Annotated in this window: 14 protein-coding genes and 2 tRNA genes; 10 read left to right on the forward strand and 6 right to left on the reverse strand. The window is 58.9% G+C overall.

Annotated elements, in window-relative coordinates; translation table 11 throughout:
- Positions 1 to 26: 26 nt before the first annotated feature.
- On the reverse strand, positions 27 to 881 hold the full coding sequence (locus sake_RS06005; RefSeq protein WP_129360145.1) for an acyl-CoA thioesterase II: 855 nt from the start codon (positions 879 to 881) through the stop codon (positions 27 to 29).
- A 153-nt stretch (positions 882 to 1,034) separates the two neighbouring features.
- Between sake_RS06005 and sake_RS06010 the strand changes: the two genes are divergently transcribed.
- Positions 1,035 to 1,730 (forward strand): hypothetical protein, encoded by a 696-nt coding sequence (locus tag sake_RS06010; protein ID WP_178945614.1) that lies wholly within the window; start codon positions 1,035 to 1,037, stop codon positions 1,728 to 1,730.
- A gap of 30 nt (positions 1,731 to 1,760) precedes the next feature.
- Here the strand turns inward: sake_RS06010 and sake_RS06015 are convergent, their stop codons facing one another.
- Together sake_RS06015 and pepN are read right to left on the reverse strand one after the other, a co-directional pair.
- The gene (locus sake_RS06015) at positions 1,761 to 2,156 is read right to left on the reverse strand and encodes a globin (protein ID WP_178945615.1); all 396 of its coding nucleotides are present in this window, start codon (positions 2,154 to 2,156) and stop codon (positions 1,761 to 1,763) included.
- Between the two features lie 51 nt (positions 2,157 to 2,207).
- Complete coding sequence (pepN, locus tag sake_RS06020; protein WP_178945616.1) at positions 2,208 to 4,754, reverse strand: aminopeptidase N; 2,547 nt, start codon at positions 4,752 to 4,754, stop codon at positions 2,208 to 2,210.
- Between the two features lie 112 nt (positions 4,755 to 4,866).
- On the opposite strand from pepN, the gene sake_RS06025 reads away from it, so the two are divergent.
- A complete protein-coding gene (locus tag sake_RS06025; protein WP_129359753.1) occupies positions 4,867 to 5,361 on the forward strand; it encodes a ribose-5-phosphate isomerase in 495 nt (164 codons plus the stop codon).
- 47 nt (positions 5,362 to 5,408) lie between these two features.
- A complete protein-coding gene (locus tag sake_RS06030) occupies positions 5,409 to 6,305 on the forward strand; it encodes an Fpg/Nei family DNA glycosylase (protein WP_178945617.1) in 897 nt (298 codons plus the stop codon).
- A gap of 122 nt (positions 6,306 to 6,427) precedes the next feature.
- Here the strand turns inward: sake_RS06030 and sake_RS06035 are convergent.
- Positions 6,428 to 6,498: transfer RNA gene (locus sake_RS06035), tRNA-Gly, on the reverse strand.
- 118 nt (positions 6,499 to 6,616) lie between these two features.
- Here sake_RS06035 and sake_RS06040 point away from each other — a divergent pair.
- From sake_RS06040 to sake_RS06070, 7 genes are all read left to right on the forward strand, one after another.
- Positions 6,617 to 6,689, forward strand: a tRNA-Pro gene (locus tag sake_RS06040).
- 156 nt (positions 6,690 to 6,845) lie between these two features.
- Positions 6,846 to 8,183: a trigger factor gene (gene tig / locus sake_RS06045; RefSeq protein WP_129359751.1), complete on the forward strand. Its 1,338-nt coding sequence runs from the start codon at positions 6,846 to 6,848 to the stop codon at positions 8,181 to 8,183.
- A 360-nt stretch (positions 8,184 to 8,543) separates the two neighbouring features.
- Positions 8,544 to 9,146 (forward strand): ATP-dependent Clp protease proteolytic subunit, encoded by a 603-nt coding sequence (locus sake_RS06050; protein WP_178946288.1) that lies wholly within the window; start codon positions 8,544 to 8,546, stop codon positions 9,144 to 9,146.
- Positions 9,147 to 9,207: 61 nt separating this feature from the next.
- Positions 9,208 to 9,891 carry an ATP-dependent Clp protease proteolytic subunit gene (locus tag sake_RS06055; RefSeq protein ID WP_129359749.1) on the forward strand — a complete coding sequence of 228 codons (684 nt, stop codon included), beginning with the start codon at positions 9,208 to 9,210 and terminating at the stop codon, positions 9,889 to 9,891.
- A gap of 280 nt (positions 9,892 to 10,171) precedes the next feature.
- Complete coding sequence (gene clpX, locus sake_RS06060) at positions 10,172 to 11,467, forward strand: ATP-dependent Clp protease ATP-binding subunit ClpX (protein WP_129359748.1); 1,296 nt, start codon at positions 10,172 to 10,174, stop codon at positions 11,465 to 11,467.
- A gap of 183 nt (positions 11,468 to 11,650) precedes the next feature.
- Complete coding sequence (locus tag sake_RS06065; protein ID WP_129359747.1) at positions 11,651 to 12,139, forward strand: hypothetical protein; 489 nt, start codon at positions 11,651 to 11,653, stop codon at positions 12,137 to 12,139.
- 71 nt (positions 12,140 to 12,210) lie between these two features.
- The gene (locus sake_RS06070; RefSeq protein WP_178945618.1) at positions 12,211 to 12,831 is read left to right on the forward strand and encodes a DsbA family protein; all 621 of its coding nucleotides are present in this window, start codon (positions 12,211 to 12,213) and stop codon (positions 12,829 to 12,831) included.
- Here the strand turns inward: sake_RS06070 and sake_RS06075 are convergent.
- Positions 12,828 to 14,381, reverse strand: a complete 1,554-nt coding sequence (locus tag sake_RS06075) for an LssY C-terminal domain-containing protein (protein WP_178945619.1) — start codon at positions 14,379 to 14,381, stop codon at positions 12,828 to 12,830. The two genes, sake_RS06070 and sake_RS06075, sit on opposite strands and share 4 nt — an antisense overlap.
- A gap of 123 nt (positions 14,382 to 14,504) precedes the next feature.
- Positions 14,505 to 17,123: a valine--tRNA ligase gene (gene valS / locus sake_RS06080; RefSeq protein ID WP_129359744.1), complete on the reverse strand. Its 2,619-nt coding sequence runs from the start codon at positions 17,121 to 17,123 to the stop codon at positions 14,505 to 14,507.
- Between the last annotated feature and the right edge of the window lie 3 nt (positions 17,124 to 17,126).

Raw genomic sequence — 17,126 nt, forward strand, 5'->3', positions numbered from 1 at the left:
GCAGGCTCATAAGGCGTGACCTCGCATCACGAATCCGCGCCGTCTTCACGGACGCGGACCATGGCCTCTTGAGTGGTCGTGGCTACCAGAAGGCCTTCCCTGTTGAAAATTCGTCCGCAGGACAGCCCGCGTGAATTCGATGCATTAGGGGAGTTCTGGACATACAGCAACCACTCGTCGGCCCGTGCCTGACGGTGCCACCAAATCGCGTGGTCCAGAGACGCCATGGTCAGACCTGGGTCCTGCCACGTTTTTCCATGGCCCCGGAGGATCGGATCCATGGGGGTGTAATCCGAGGCGTAAGCGATCGCCGCGCGATGGATCAACGGGTCATCAGGTAAAGCCCCATGGGTTTTGAACCACACCGCATTGACCGGTTCCCGAGACTCGGAAGGCTTCAAATAGATCGGGTCCGTAATGTAGCGAATCTCGAAAGGCCGACCGTGGACCACGCGGCGGGCCAGGGGATGGTCCAGGTGCCCCCAGAGTTCCTTGGGACTGCGCAGACTCTCGGGCTCCGGGATGTCGGTCGGCATCGGCTCCTGATGCTCAATCCCCGGTGCGTGTGTTTGGAACGACGCGATAGACGAGAGAATGACTTTCCCGTCTTGATAAGCGTGAATACGGCGAGCTGAGAATGACCTTCCGTCCCGCATGCGCTCTACGCCAAAGGTGATGGGCTTGGTGACATCTCCCGGGCGCAGAAAGTATCCGTGCATCGAGTGGATCGGTCGGTCGGGATCCACCGTTCGGCTGGCCGCCATGACGGACTGAGCGAATACCTGACCGCCGAAAACCCGTGGCGTTTCCGGGCTGACGGTGTAGCCGACGAATATATCCTCCGTGGTCCGTAACGGAGTATTCGGCTCGAGGTCGAGCATACTCAACAGAGAGCGGGTCGGATCGAAATCCTCCGCAGGAATCTGGGAATCGTGGAAAGTACTCACCCATCGATCTTAGAGCCAGTCGAATCCTGTGTCATAAGGGGCAAAGCGAACGTGCCGACGATGTCGGCTCGGGCGAGGAAGGACATAATGGATACAAAAGTCCCCGTCGATCGTGAAATCATGCCCACACCGTCCTCTTCCGCACCACTGAAATTCGCCGACCTCCGGGAAGCCAAGGATCTTGCGACCCTGTTGTCCCGGGTAAGGTCCATCGATTCGTCATCGGCCGTGAGGCTTCAAGCCCATGGGTCCGTCGTGGCCGTATGGGTCCCCGTCATGAGCGCGGAAACTCTTCTCGAACAGGTTCCGACTGTTCTCGGGATGCGCGCTTTGCATCTGTCGGAACCGTCGGAGATAGATGTCACTGTTGAAGCTGCGGCAGTGCTTGATCGGCTTGCTCGGATCGACAAAACGGGCGGCATGATCGAGATTCCGCCAACGACGGTCCATGCACCGTGGTCCGGAATAGTACCTCCGTCCTCCGGCTGGATACGTCAAGGACATCTGGACTCGGAAACCGTGGAAACCATAGCGCGTGACGGAATGTCTGCAGTCGAACAAGCATTGCCCTCGAACCCCGGTGGAGCCGTCGTCAGCACCGTTCGAGCCCGAATCTGGGGGACGGCGACGTCGTTCGACATGGTCTCAGGTGCGGCCTTCGGGGCTACAGTGTTGGGATTCAATGAATCGGTCAAGGGCTTCGATGTCTACACGTGCGGACCATGGCACCGCATATCCAATGAAAGCGGTCACATACTCTCCCGCCCGGGGAGCAACCTGTAGTTCGGAGCACGCGGCCGGGACGGGGCCCGGTTAGCCAGGGGTATTGGTCATGGCTCTGGCCGCCCGGTCGAAATAATCCCACATCATGCCATCGAGCATGGGTGGAAGATCCAAGGTGTCAAGCGATTCGCGCATGAACTTCAACCAGGTTTCCCGTGCCCATGAGTCGATTTCGAACGGCGCATGACGCATCCTCAAACGTGGGTGGCCCCTGCGTCGACTATAAGTCGTGGGCCCGCCGAAATATTGTTCCAGGAACATCTCGAGCCGTTCGCGCGCGGGCTCCAGATCTTCTTCGGGGTATAGCGCCCGAAAGTCCGGATCCGCAGCTACACGGTCGTAGAATTCCGTGGTCAGTTTGTGGAAAGCGTCGTGCCCGCCGATCTGTTCGTACGGACTGGGTGCAGAAGAAGCCGGACTCGTCATAGAAAAATCATTCTACTGACGAGCCCGGCTGCCGAGAAGTCCCAAGATCGCTTAGGAAATCACATCGGCTGACTGGACGCGCAGCGCGCGTTCAATGGAGTCCCGACCTTCCATGACCTGGCGCCTGAGGGAATCTTTGCCCTCGCCCAACTGAACCAGGAATTCTTCCGCAGCGTCGAGAACATCGCGGTCTACGATCTGCGGAAAGAGACCGGTGACGATCTGCTGCGAGATTTCGTGGGACAGCTCCCTCCACAGTTTTTCGATCGACGCAAAGTACCGGGACACGAAGGGCCTGATCAAGGAGTCCCTTGTGGTCGTGTTGAATCCTGCGATCGCGGAGCGCTGGATGACGTTCGGAAGATCGTGGCTTTCGACCACGAGCTCCCAAACCTTCTCCTTGGCTTCGTGCGTCGGTATTGCTGCCCGCGCCTGGGCGGCACGCTGGGCCCCGGTCGACGTCTTGTCTGACTCGGCGGCGGAGTCGATATCAGAAAGGCCCTTGCGGCCAGCGGCCACGAGCGCAGTCAGCAGCTTCCATGCGAGGTCCTTGTCGATGGCCAGCCCGGGCAGCCGGGTCGAACCGGCCAGCAGCGATTCGACGGTGTCAAGCTGTTCGTCACTCGTCGCATGGGAGGCGAAGGCCTGTACGAATTGCAATTGTTGATCGGAACCCTCGGGAGCCGACTGGGAGATTTCCCACAGCTTGGAGGCTGCTTTCTCCCGAGTCTCTTCCTGGGCATCGGGCCGGACATACATGCGCAGGGTCGTCGCGAGATTGCGAAGCTGCGTCAGGATCGTGGTGGAATCCGTCTCGGCGCCGATATTGTCCAACAACAAGTCGACGAAGTGTCGTGCCGGAATCTGCCCGTCACGCGTGCCATTCCACGCCGCACCCCACACGACTGCTCGGGGCAGGGACTCCTCGAAGTCCCGAAGATGAGTCTTGGCGGTGTCGAACGATGCGTCGTCGAGACGAACTTTGGCATACGCGAGGTCTTCGTCGTTGAGCAGTATGAGTGCTGGACGCTGGCGCCCCGCCGTATCCGGAATTTCCGTCCGTTCGCCGTCGACGTCGAACTCGACGCCGTGCACACGAACCAGCTTCCCGTCGATGAAATCGTAGAAACCGGCCGTCATGCGGTGCGGACGGAGCGTCGGGTACTCATTGGGCGCGGTCTGGATGACCTCCAAAAGGGTGATCATTCCGTCTTCGTTGACCTCGACCGACGGGGTCAACGTATTGACACCTGCGGTCTCCAGCCAGGCTCGGGACCAGGATTGCAATTCCCGCCCGGACGTGGCCTCCAGCTCGACCATAAGATCGGCCAGCGTTGCGTTTCCCCATGAGTGTTTGGAGAAGTACGCATTCAGGGCCTTCATGAATTCTTCCTGGCCGACCCAAGCGACCAGTTGGCGAAGTACCGAAGCGCCCTTGGCATACGTGATGCCGTCAAAATTCACCTGGACGTCATGAAGGTCCTTGATGTCCGCGACGATCGGGTGCGTCGAAGGCAACTGATCCTGGCGGTACGCCCATGTCTTCTCCATCGCGGAGAATGTTGTCCAGGCATGCGTGAATCGGGTGTTTTCCGCGGCGCTCAGGTGTGACATGAACTCCGCGAACGATTCGTTGAGCCACAGGTCATTCCACCACTTCATGGTCACGAGATCGCCGAACCACATGTGTGCCAGCTCGTGCAGAACCGTGATGGCTCGCCGTTCGATCATGGCATCGGTGGTCTTTGAACGGAAAATGTAGTCCTCGAGGATCGTGACGCAGCCAGCGTTTTCCATGGCCCCTGCGTTGAACTCGGGGACGAAGAGCTGATCGTATTTGTCGAAGGGGTAGGGAACCCCGAACTGACGCTCGTAGAATTCGAAGCCTTGTTTGGTCAGCGTGAAGATCTCTTCATGGTCCAGGTACTCGATCAAGGATCTGCGCGCGTAAATATCCAGAGAGATGGTCCGGCCGTCAGTGGTGGTCAGAGCATCGGACACCTTCGAGTACGGACCGGCCACGAGCGCTGTGATGTATGAGGAAATACGCGGAGTGGGTTGGAAGGACCATATGTCGGCCTCGGAACCCTCCTCGCGTTGGGCCACCGGCTGATTCGAAATGACGTTCCAGGCCGTGGGGGCCTTCACGGTGAACGTGAACTCTGCCTTCAAATCGGGTTGTTCGAAAACAGCGAAGACGCGGCGGGAATCCGGGACCTCGAACTGGGAGTACAAATACACTTCTCCGTCGACGGGGTCCACGAAACGGTGAAGACCCTCGCCGGTATTGGTGTAAGCGGCGTCGGCGACGACGGTCAGGTGATTGATCTCCGCCAGGTCCGGCAGAGCAATTCGGACACCGTCCGAGACTTCCGCCGGATCCAGCTCTTGACCGTTCAGGGTCACGGAGTGGACCCGTTCCGTAATGGCATCGATAAAGGTCGAAGAACCCGGTACGGCTTCGAATTCAACGGTGGTGGTCGAGGGGAAATATGTCTCCGAAGCAGTCAGGTCCAGGTCAACGCGGTAGGCACGAACCTTTGTCACGACCTCTGCGCGTTCGGCTGCTTCCTGGCGCGTCAGATTGAGTCCCGGCATGTGGGCCACCTTTCAATGAGAATTCGGTCTGCCTCTCAGGTTATTACAGGAGCCGGTAGGCTTGAACGCGCCACACGATTTCATCGCTTAATCTACGAGGACGGGATAAGACGTGCGCGTTCATATTGCCACTGACCATGCGGGGCTCGACCTGAGCCGCTACCTCATCGAATCACTCACTGAACTTGGTTATGACATGGTCGATCACGGCCCACAGGGGTACGATCCGCAGGACGATTATCCGGCCTTCTGCATCAATGCGGCTCTCGCGGTACGGAAGGACCGGGAAAACGGAATCGATTCCCTGGGTGTCGTCCTCGGTGGTTCCGGCAACGGCGAGCAAATGGCGGCAAACAAGGTTCCGGGGATCCGTGCGGCGTTGGCATGGAACCATGAAACTGCGGCACTTGCCCGTGAGCACAATAATGCGCACGTCGTTGCCGTCGGGGGCCGTCAGCACGAGAAAGAAGAAGCCTTGGACATCATCAAGGTCTTCTTGGCCCAGAGTTTCCCCGGCGAAGAACGACACGTCCGCCGGATCGGTCAGATGGAAGAGTTCGAAAACACCGGTCACATCGAGGGCAAACACCTCGATACCGATGACTGAATTCGAGTCTCGGCGCACGCAATTCGTCAACGCCAGGGGGAGAGGTCGTGCCTGAAGGGCATTCGATACATCGTGTCGCCCAGCGATTTCACGATGCATTCGTAGGGCAGCCTCTGAGGGCTTCGAGCCCTCAGGGAAGGTTCGCGCAAGGGGCCGCATTACTGGATGGTGCCACGGCCGTCGAGTCGTACGCTCACGGCAAGCATTTCTTTCTGGAGTTCGACAACCAGCTGACGCTCAACGTGCATTTGGGCATGTACGGGGCGTGGACCTTCGGTGGGGACGCCGGATTCCGTGCGGCCTCCTCCATCGGCGCACCGCGAAAAATGGGTGAAAGCGAGACCATCGGGGTATCTGACGATCCGGCTTCCGAATATTCGGGGCCTCCTGCACCGAAACCTACGACCCGAGTTCGGCTGGAGTCCGGCAACGGGTGGGCCGATCTGGTAGGAGCGACGACGTGCCGAGTTCTGGAACCAACCGGTGTCGTGGAACTTCGCAAGACTCTGGGTCCTGACCCGCTCGACCACGGAGCTGACCCCGAACCTTTCTACCGTTCCTGTTCCAAGACGTCGCGGCCCATTGGGGCGGTGTTGATGGATCAGAAAGTCATCGCGGGCATAGGGAACATCTTTCGTGCCGAATCTCTTTTCCGGGCCGGTCTCAATCCGCACGTGATCTCCCATCAACTCTCGGAGGAGACCACGGCGATGCTGTGGCGTGACAACGTCAAGCTTATGCGGGCGGGCGTCGAATTGGGGCGCATCGTCACGACGGCGCCCGAACATCGACCGGGCATCTCGTCCACCGAGGCATGGCCGACCCACGCGAATTATGTCTATGCGCGTGCCGGTTACACGTGCCGGGTGTGTGGAGGAGAAACCATCGTGATGGAGGAAATGTCAGGCCGAAAGCTCTATTGGTGCACGGTCTGCCAAGCCTGAGTCGCCGACTCACGCCGTGAAGAGCGGAGAGATGGAGACGAATCAGGACGTCGAAAGCGGTGTTCAGATGATCGGCTTTAAACAAATCCGCCTCCGAATTCTCGGAGGCGGATTGACCAGAGAGGGGATGACGGGAATCGAACCCGCGTAATCAGTTTGGAAGACTGAGGCTCTACCATTGAGCTACATCCCCGGGGTGGGCCTCGACAATATAACCGCACCTTTGGACCGTTCGTCAAATCGATCACGGACCGTGTCGCAGGAAAGATTCGCACATTGGGGCATTCACGCATAAACTAGCGTATGCCTTACGGGGCGTAGCGCAGTGGCTAGCGCGCCTGCTTTGGGAGCAGGAGATCGCAGGTTCGAGTCCTGTCGCCCCGACGTTGGAACATTTGGACCGACGAATGCCGGCCCTAGTGGCTCAGTATTCGTGAGGTCACGATGTGACTCTGACACCTGAAAATCAGAGGTATTCGACATACTGTCCCGCAGACAGCGGGACGGTTCCTGACCCCGAATCGTAGGAGATCAACGGAAGTGAAGACCGCCGTCGAGAAACTGAATCCGACCCTGGCAAAGATCCAGGTTGATGTTCCTTTCGAGGAATTCAAGCCGTTTCTCACCAAGACTTACAAGGAACTGGCCGAGCAGATCCAGATGCCTGGCTTCCGTAAGGGCAAGATCCCCAACCAGCTCATCGAGCAGCGCGTCGGGTTTGACTTTGTGGTGGAGAACGCACTGAACGAAGGCCTCAACGGCTTTTACCAGGAGGCCTTGTCCGAGAACGAGCTGACTCCTTTGGCTCAGCCTGAGGTCGCCGTTCAGAACAAGCCGGAAGAACAGGACCGCGAGGCGGATGTCTCTGTCTCGATCGAGGTTGTCGTTCGCCCGGAGGTTGAGCTCCCCGAGTACTCCGACATCAAGGTCGAGGTCGACGCCGTGGAGGTCACTGCCGAGGACGAGCAGAAGGCCCTCGACGAGCTGCGCGGTCGTTTCGGGACCCTCAAGTCGGTTGAGCGCCCCGCCGCTCAGGACGACTTCGTGACGCTGGACCTCAACGCGATGATCGGTGACGAGGAAGTCGACGCCGCGAATGACCTTTCCTACCAGGTGGGTGCGGGCACCATGCTTGATGGTCTCGACGAAGCCATCACCGGTTTGTCCGCTGGCGAGGACGCCACCTTTGAGACCAAGTTGGCCGGCGGAGAGCACTCGGGCGAGGAAGCTACCGTCAAGGTCAAGGTCACCGCGGTCAAGGAACGCGAATTGCCCGAGGCCGACGACGACTTCGCGCAGCTCGCTTCGGAATTCGACACGATCGACGAGCTGAAGGAAGACCTCAAGAACCAGGCTGCCCAGGCCAAGGTCGTGGAGCAGGGCAATACCGCTCGCGACAAGGTTTTGGACAAGTTGGTCGAGCTCATCGAGGTTCCGGTTCCCGAGAAGGTCATCGAAGACCAGATCGAGCAGCACTTCAATAATCCGAACGCCGAAGCAGACCACGACTCCGAAGAGCACCGTGCCGAGGTTCGCGAGAACACCGAACGCGCCTTCCGCAACGAAGTCATTCTGGATGCCATCGCGGACAAGGAAGAAGTCGGCGTCGAACAGTCCGAACTGATCGACTACATCATCTCAATGTCCTCGCAGTACGGCATGGACCCCAACCAGTTCGCGCAAATGCTGGATTCTTCCGGTCAGGCCGGAATGATGGTCGGCGAGGTTCGTCGCTCCAAGGCGCTTGCCAGCGTTCTGGAGAAGGCCGAGGTCGTGGACTCTGAAGGTAACTCGGTCGACCTGTCCTCGTACATCAAGCCGCAGGGCGATGGAGAGACCGTCGAAGCCGAGAAAGACGTCGAGTCCACCGAAGCATAGTTGATTCGCTCGCACTCGAGCGCAACAGGTACGACGAAGGGGGTGAAGACCGGGGAACCGGTCTTCGCCCCCTTCGTCGTACCTGCAATATGACCGCAGGAACGCAACGTGAGTGGTGCTATGAGCGAAAACGTGGCCCGACGGGGAGGGCACGGCACGCCATCAGCGAACTATTGGTGCTAACCCGGGCGAGGAGGGAATTCGCCTACTAGTCTCGAAGGCAGAACAAGTGACCCGGCGCCTTGAAATGTCAGGGTCCGGAGTAACTCCAAGACATCGAGAGAGGTCAGAAGCATTATGGCTCATAACCTTCCATACGACGCGGGTACCCGACAGGGCGCGGCGAATAATCAGCCCGTCATGAGTCGCGAGACGGGCAACGGCCAGGACGAGCATGTCTACAACCGGTTGCTCAAGGAACGCATCATTTGGTTGGGCTCCGAGGTACGCGACGACAACGCGAATCTGATCTGCTCGCAGATGCTTCTTTTGTCTGCGGAAGATCCCAAAGCGGATATCTACCTTTACATCAACTCCCCGGGTGGCTCGATCACGGCAGGGATGGCGATTTATGACACCATGCAGCTCATCCCGAACGATGTGGTGACCATCGCGACAGGTATGGCCGCATCAATGGGGCAGTTCCTCCTTTCCTCGGGCACTCGAGGAAAGCGCTACGCGACCCCCAACGCACGGATCCTCATGCACCAGCCTTCCGGCGGCATCGGCGGTACTGCTTCGGATATCCGCACCCAGGCTGAGTTGATTCTGTCGATGAAGCGTCGTCTTTCAGAATTGACGGCGGAGCAAACCGGCAAGTCCGTGGAGCAGATCCTGGAAGACAACGACCGCGACAACTGGTTCACCGCGGACGAAGGGCTCGAATACGGGTTCTTCGATCACATCGCCCAGAGCGCCGGTTCGGTCTCCGGCGGCGGGGGAACGCTCAAGGACGAGAAGTAAGACCGCGTGGGCCACGGGCCCAAGGCGATCAAGGCACAGACTTTTCAGGAGAAACAGACACATGAACTTCAATTCACCGCATGCTCAGGGCGCCGCGGCAACCGGCGTCGAGATGCCTTCCAACCGATACGTTCTTCCGAGCTTCGAAGAGCGGACTCCCTACGGTTACAAACGCCAGGACCCCTACGCGAAGCTTTTCGAAGACCGCATCATTTTCCTGGGCGTCCAGGTTGACGATGCGAGCGCCGACGACATTATGGCTCAGCTGCTCGTGCTCGAAGCCCAGGATCCGGACCGTGACATCACGATGTACATCAATTCGCCCGGCGGCTCATTCACGGCGATGACGGCGATTTACGACACGATGCAATACATTCGACCCGAGATCCAGACGGTCTGCTTGGGTCAGGCTGCTTCGGCCGCCTCGGTCCTGTTGGCCGCGGGTACTCCGGGCAAGCGTCTGGCACTGCCGAATGCCAGGGTCCTGATTCACCAGCCCGCACTGGCAGGCCAGCAAGGGGGCCAGGCATCGGATATCGAGATCCACGCCAACGAAGTCATGCGGATGCGCACCTGGTTGGAGGATACCCTCGCTCTGCACTCGGGCAAGGATTCCAAGACGATCAACAAGGACATCGAGCGGGACAAGATCCTTACCGCGAAGGACGCGCACGAGTACGGACTCATTGACCAGGTCCTCGAGTCTCGCAAGATCAACAAGCCGCAGATCAATACGCAGGACTGATCTCGGCTGATTCTCAAAGGACGCCGTCCGGTTCGATACTAACGAACTGGACGGCGTCGTCGTCTGTCAGGACCCTCCCCTCAACGCTTCCCGGCATAGACACCTGGTCCTCTCAGGCGTATGAACGCGGTGGTCATGGGCCGATTTTCGAGGCACTGAAGTGGCGCGAATAATGCCCAGGACGTTGTCAACCTGTAGCCTAGTGAGTGCGAGCCATCCATGATGTACGGATACCCGTCACGTGGCTTCCACGCAAGACCTTCAGAGATGAGGAGCCAGCATGTCGAGAATCGGTGAGAGCACGGACCTGCTTAAATGTTCTTTCTGCGGAAAGTCGCAGAAGCAGGTGCGCAAGCTCATCGCGGGACCTGGCGTGTACATCTGCGACGAATGCATCGAGTTATGCAATGAAATCATCGAAGAAGAGCTTGCCGAAGTCTCTGAGATCACTTCGATGGAATTGCCTCGCCCCCGAGAGATCTTCGAGTATCTGCAAGAATTCGTGATCGGCCAGGAACCTGCCAAGAAGGCCCTTTCGGTGGCTGTTTACAATCACTACAAGCGCATTCAGGCGAAGGACTCGGGGCAGCCGCAGAGCGGTCAGTCATTGCTTGCAACGGGCGGCGAGGACGTCGACCTGGCCAAATCGAACATTCTTCTGGTCGGACCGACGGGTTCCGGCAAGACCTACTTGGCCCAAACCTTGGCTAAGAAACTCAACGTCCCCTTTGCGATGGCCGATGCCACGAGCCTGACCGAAGCCGGTTACGTTGGCGAGGACGTCGAGAACATCTTGTTGAAGTTGATTCAGTCCGCCGACTACGACGTCAAGAAAGCGGAAACGGGGATCATTTACATCGACGAGATCGACAAGATCTCGCGCAAATCCGAGAATCCGTCGATCACGAGGGACGTATCCGGCGAAGGAGTTCAGCAGGCACTCCTCAAAATCCTCGAAGGCACCGTGGCCGCAGTTCCTCCGCAGGGGGGACGCAAACATCCTCAACAGGAATTTCTGCAAATCGATACGACGAACGTGCTCTTCATCGTCGCTGGTGCATTCGCTGGCCTCGAGGACATCGTTGGTTCAAGGGTCGGCAAAAAGGGGATCGGTTTCGGCGCACCCATAGAGCAGGCTTCCAAGGAAACCGACATCCTGCAGAAGCTCCTTCCGGAAGATCTGCTGAAGTTCGGGCTGATTCCCGAATTCATCGGTCGCCTTCCCGTTCTCACGAGTCTGTCCAGCCTCGATGTCGAGACACTGGGCCGTGTTCTGACGGAGCCGAGGAACGCCTTGATCAAACAGTACAAGCGCATGTTCGCTCTGGACGACGTCGAGTTGGAATTCGAAGACGACGCGATCCGGGCAATCGCGGAATTGGCCATGGAACGGGGGACAGGCGCTCGTGGGCTCCGCTCCATCCTGGAAGATCTTCTCCAGTCCGTCATGTTCGATATTCCTTCACGTGAGGACGTCGCGCAGGTCATCATCACGAGTGAAGTGATCCGGAACGGCGCCGAACCCCAGATCGTCACTCGAGACATGTTGGATGCCGAGAAGAAAGATGCGTCCTAGACATTGGTTTCACCTTTGAAAAGTCAGCGATAGGGCACAGCAAAAGATCACGATTCGGTCTCCGTGACGTGTGATCACTGCATTTCGATAACGGTTTCATCAAGATTTTCTCCTCAGTTTGAGTGGTGCTTTCGCGCGTGCTTAGCTTGGTCCGGCGACGGCACGAACCACACAGGAGATGACATGCACCGAATCTTGCGAATAGCCGTTTCCTCCTTTTGGGGAATTACGGGAGTTTTTGCGGTCACCGTCATGGTGGACCAAAGAATCTTGAGTCTTTCCGACCAGACCGTCGGCTTTTTTCTCGTTCTGGCGATCGTGGGGGTCGTCCGTTTGTCCATGTACGCGGTAGCGGTTCGCTGTGGAATCGAGCCGGAACCTCGGACACGTGATTCCATAACGGCGGGTTTCATCGTGACGTCGTGTGCGGTGGCTTATGGGTGGCTCATTTTGGGAATTCTCGTGGGCACCAACGCGGTCAGTTTGAGTTACCAATCCTCGGTCAAACCGACCTACGGGTGGATATCACTGGTTTTGATACTGCTGTCAGCGGCGAACTACGCGATTGACCTGCACCGGCTCCGCCGAGGGCACTTGTCCGAGAACAAGAAAGTGGTTCGTGAAACCACGGATTCTGAATCCCGAGACTTGGCGCATCACGGCCGGGCATAAATTCTTTGAGCGCTGCGTTACACCCACTGGAACAGTTCACAGCTTGTCATTTCCAAGGAGTGGGATTACCAGTGACACAGAATACCGAATTTTGGTTTGACCCGATTTGCCCGTGGGCATGGATGACCTCGCGCTGGATGAGCGAAGTGGAGGAGCTCCGTGATGTCGAGGTGACATGGAACCCCTTCAGCCTCGCAGTACTCAACGAAGGCAAAGACCTGGACGCCGGTTATCGGAAGAACATCGACGCTTCGTGGGGTCCCGCGCGCGTCGCGATGGCCGTTCGTGAGGAGCAGGGCCAGGAAAAGGTCAAGCCCTTTTACGACGCGGTGGGGACGGCACTTCACCCCGAGAAGACCGATGAGTCCGACAACCGGCGTCGATTCCGAGCGGCGATCGACAAAGCTCTCGAGGAAACCGGGCTGCCGCCCGAACTTGCGGACTATGCCGAGAAGGACACCTACGACGAGGAACTCCGTCGATCCAACGCACGGGCTCTCGAGCTGGTCGGCGACGATGTCGGGGTTCCGATCATCTCGGTTGACGGCACCGCATTCTTCGGACCGGTGATGTCACCGGCACCCAAGGGCGAGGACGCGGCCAAAGTTTGGGACGGAACGCTCGCCCTTGCTTCTTACCCCGGATTCTTCGAACTCAAAAGGTCCCGCACGAACGGGCCGATCTTCGACTAGACCTTCTCGGATTTCTGGGACCGGCCGGAATCGCTGACTTGGCTGCCGCGAGGATGCACAGAGTCTGAGTCGCTTTTCGTTCTCGAGTGATCCGGGGAGTCCCCAGAAGTCCTTCGACCGGAATTGCGCCGGGCCTCTTTGGCTCGGCGCTTTTCTTGTGAGCTGGCCCAGGTGTAGTTGACGGCTTCGTCCGACGTGTACGAAAGCATGGCGAAAACCTGACTGGCCATGAGCACGAACACCGCGTAGACATTGCTCGAGTCCGCGGTATCGGTCACGATCTGAATCGCGACCACGATGAAGCTTGCCCCTAAAAAGGCTAGGTTGATTTGGCGGGCCCTATGATGCCCCCGGACAACGTTGATCGCCAACAAGACCTGGAATAAGGCGACGAGAGTCACCCCGATTGTCACGATTGTCAGGGCATAGTTCCACAGGTCGTTGCCCGTATCGTTGACGAAATTGCGAGCTGACACCGAGAGGTCGTTGTCGGCTTCCTCGATGACACCCGGACTGAAGATTCGGAAAAGGCTTCGGCCGAGCTGCAGAAGTGCCACCAAAGACACCAGCCCGGCCGCGATCCAGACATCCGGCGGGGCCTTCTTGGCGAGTTCGGACAGGTTTCGGTGCTTGTGGTCGGGGTCTTTTGCTTGCTCGGTTTCGTGATCACCGGGGACGACCTCGTCGAGGTCGACGATCGGCAGGTTCCCGTCTGTATTGATGTGATCCCCGCCCCCGTTGCGCGAGTTGTAGCCGCCCATGAAGTCATTCAGCGTCTCGTGGCTGACGCCCGGGTTCTTATATTCGAGGGTGGATACGACGTAGTCGCGCTCCTGATCGGTGTCCGGATCGACCTTGTGGGTTACTTGGAAAGTGAAGAGGGACAAACCCACAGCGTGGTCGTAGGTGGCCGCGGCCAACCAGTCGACCTCCAAACCTCCGGGAAGCTTCCAACCTTTAGGGGTCTTCCAGAAGCGCACATGGTGACGCTTGCTGGGGTTGCCCCCGACTTCCTGCTGGTAGGCAAAGTCCTGTTTTCGACCGAATAGCATCAGTGGGCTGACGGGTGCCTCCGGATAGGAGCTCTTGCGCAAGGAGGAGACGACGATCCGCCAGGAGCTCTTCAGGGACACATTTTCAGCCTTGGTCCATCCGGCGTTGGTCATTGCCTCATGGATGTCGTCTTCTTCAGCCTTGAAGGAAAGATTGACGGGATCCCCGAGGAGACCGTCGCTGGTTTGCGTGCGGCCGAAGAAGTAGTCGGGCACGTAAATATTGGTCAGGATCCGGTGCATCCGGGGGAGCGTCAGGTAGGAGGCCAGGCCCCAGAAGATCAAGATGAAGAGGACGGACCACCAACTCAGGTGCACCGCTTCGGTCAAGGACACAACGGCCAACCAGAGGGATGCCAGACCGGCGAAGACGAAATAGATCTTGTCGGACAATCCGTCGACCAGCCTTCGGCTGTCCGAAAACTGTTGCTTGATTCGGCTTTCTCCGGACTTTTCCGTGTCTCCCTGGTAAACGGGATAATTCGGATCGTCTCTCATGGGGGTCCTTTGCCTCGGGTCGTACTGACTCGGCCCCGCGGTCGGAAGAATGCGGGGCCGAGCCTTTCTCGAGCAGAGCTTCCGCACACTGCGGCCTGTCACGGAAGACTCACTGCTATCAGGTTATTCGCCCGGTACCAGCTCGACGTCTGACACTCCGATGTCGCCGGCCGATGCGGCCAGCTCGATCTCTCTGGCGTTGCCAGCGGCTTTGAGATCCTCCAGCCCCGCTCGCAATTGAGCGATCTGTTCGGTCGGAGCAGAGATGGTTGCGGAGGAAACCTCCGTGCGCTGCTTGACCTTTGCCTCGGACTTCGACTTGCGAAGTCCAGACAGCGCCCGGCCGACCACAGTCAGCACTTCGGGATCTCCGGACTCGGCCGTTTCTGCCCAGCCTTGAGTCGTCGGCCAGGATGCGCGGTGGACTGAGCCTTCCCGCCACCAGGACCAGACTTCCTCTGTGGCGAACGGGAGGAACGGTGCGAAGAGGCGAAGGAGCGCATCGAGCGTGGTTGCGAGTGCCGCGTGCACGGAGGCCTGCTCAGCCTCTCCTCTGGCGCCATAGGCGCGATCCTTGACCAATTCGACGTAGTCGTCCGTGAACGTCCAGAAGAATGACTCGGTCATCTGCAGCGCGCGCGCATACTCGTATTTGTCGAAAGCTTCAGTTGCGGCGTTGACGACGGCGCCCAGCTGGGCGAGCAATGAATGGTCTAAGCCGTTCGTCACGACGTCGGCAGTTGCTCCCCGACCTATGATGGATGACTCGTCGACCCCTTGCATCAGGACGAACTTGGACGCATTGAGCAGTTTGATGGCCAGGCGACGACCGATCTTCATCTGGCCTTCGTCGTAGGCGGTGTCTGCGCCCAGACGCGCGGAAGCGGCCCAATACCTGACAGCATCCGCCCCGTGCTTGGTCAAAACCTCGTCCGGAACAACGACGTTGCCCTTGGACTTGGACATCTTCTTGCGATCCGGGTCAAGGATCCACCCCGACAGCGCGGTATTGGTCCACGGGATCGTCGACGCCAGAGTCTCGGCACGTACCACGGAGCTGAACAGCCAAGTTCGGATGATGTCGTGGCCCTGGGGACGCAGGTCCATCGGGAATGTTTTCTCGTGCAGACCCGCATTCACGGCCCAGCCTGTTGCTATTTGTGGCGTCAAAGAAGACGTCGCCCACGTGTCGAGGACATCCGGATCGGCAGTGAATCCACCCGGCTGATTCCGCTGGGACTCGTCGAATCCCTTCGGAGCCTGCGCCGCAGGATCGACCGGCAACTGGTTCTCGTCCGGGAGGATCGGATTGTCGTAATCCGGCTCGCCCGCCTCGTCGACCGAGTACCACAGAGGGAACGGGACCCCAAAAAAGCGTTGCCGCGAGATGAGCCAGTCTCCGTTGAGGCCTTCGACCCAGTTCTCGTAACGAGATCGCATAAAGGTGGGATGCCACTGGATTTCGCGCCCGCGCTGGATGAGGTCTTGACGCCGATCAGCGTCCCGTCCGCCATTGCGGATGTACCACTGGCGCGAGGTCACGATCTCGAGCGGCTTGTCGCCCTTCTCATAGAACTTGACCGGGTGCGTGATTTTCTTCGGCTCGCCCTCCATCTCGCCGGACTCGGCGAGCATTTCGACGACAGCCTTCTGGGCGGAGAAAACCGTGGCGCCGGCCAAACGTTCGTATCGTTCGCGCGCTGCGCTGTCGGTAATCCACTCGGGGGTCTCCCTGCTGAAGCGACCGTCACGGCCGATCAGCGCACGCGTGTCCAGCTGGAGCTCTCGCCACCAGGTTACGTCCGTGGTGTCGCCGAAGGTGCAAATCATGGCGATGCCCGAGCCTTTGTCGGGCTGGGCGAGCTCATGAGCTTTGACGGGAACCTCGACGCCGAACAGCGGGGAGGTCACGGTGGTTCCGAAGAGATCCTTGTAACGGTCGTCATCGGGATGGGCCACCAAAGCCACGCAGGAAGGGAGCAGCTCAGGGCGGGTGGTTTCGATCCAAACCTTGCCGCCATCGGGGCGGTGGAAAGACACGCGGTGGTAGGCGCCCTCGCGTTCTTTGTCCTCGAGCTCGGCCTGCGCGACGGCTGTACGGAAGGACACGTCCCACATGGTCGGCGCCTCGGCCATGTACGCGTTACCTGCCTGGAGGTCTTTGAGGAAAGCCAGCTGGGAAACTTTTCGGGAGTGATCGTCGATGGTTCGGTAAGTCCGGTCCCAGTCGACGGAGAGGCCCAAAGTCATGAAGAGGTGTTCGAAGACTTTTTCGTCCTCGACGGCAAGCTCTTCGCACAGCTCGATGAAATTCTGGCGTGAGACCACATCCCAGTCGCGCTGGTTCTTCGCGGGCTTCTCGGGTGGCCGGTAATCCTCGATGTAGGGCTTCGTGGGATCGCATCGTACGCCGTAGTAATTCTGGACGCGTCGTTCCGTCGGTAGGCCGTTGTCGTCCCAGCCAAGGGGATAGAAAACGTTCTTGCCCGTCATCCGCTGATAGCGGGCGATGACATCCGTCTGGGTGTAGGAGAACATGTGGCCCACGTGCAACGAACCGGAGGCCGTAGGCGGAGGGGTGTCGATAGAATAGACGGAGGCCCGCTCGGTGTCCTCGTTGAATGCGTAAGTCCCGGCGGAGCGCCAGAACTGCGAGTACTTCTCCTCGAGCCCTTCGAGTCCGGGCTTGTCGGGAACGGTCACTGTGGTGGGCGTGTCTGTGCCCTGGTCGAATTCAGCCATGCC

Source organism: Kocuria sp. TGY1127_2 (assembly GCF_013394385.1).
Taxonomy (GTDB): Bacteria; Actinomycetota; Actinomycetes; order Actinomycetales; family Micrococcaceae; genus Rothia.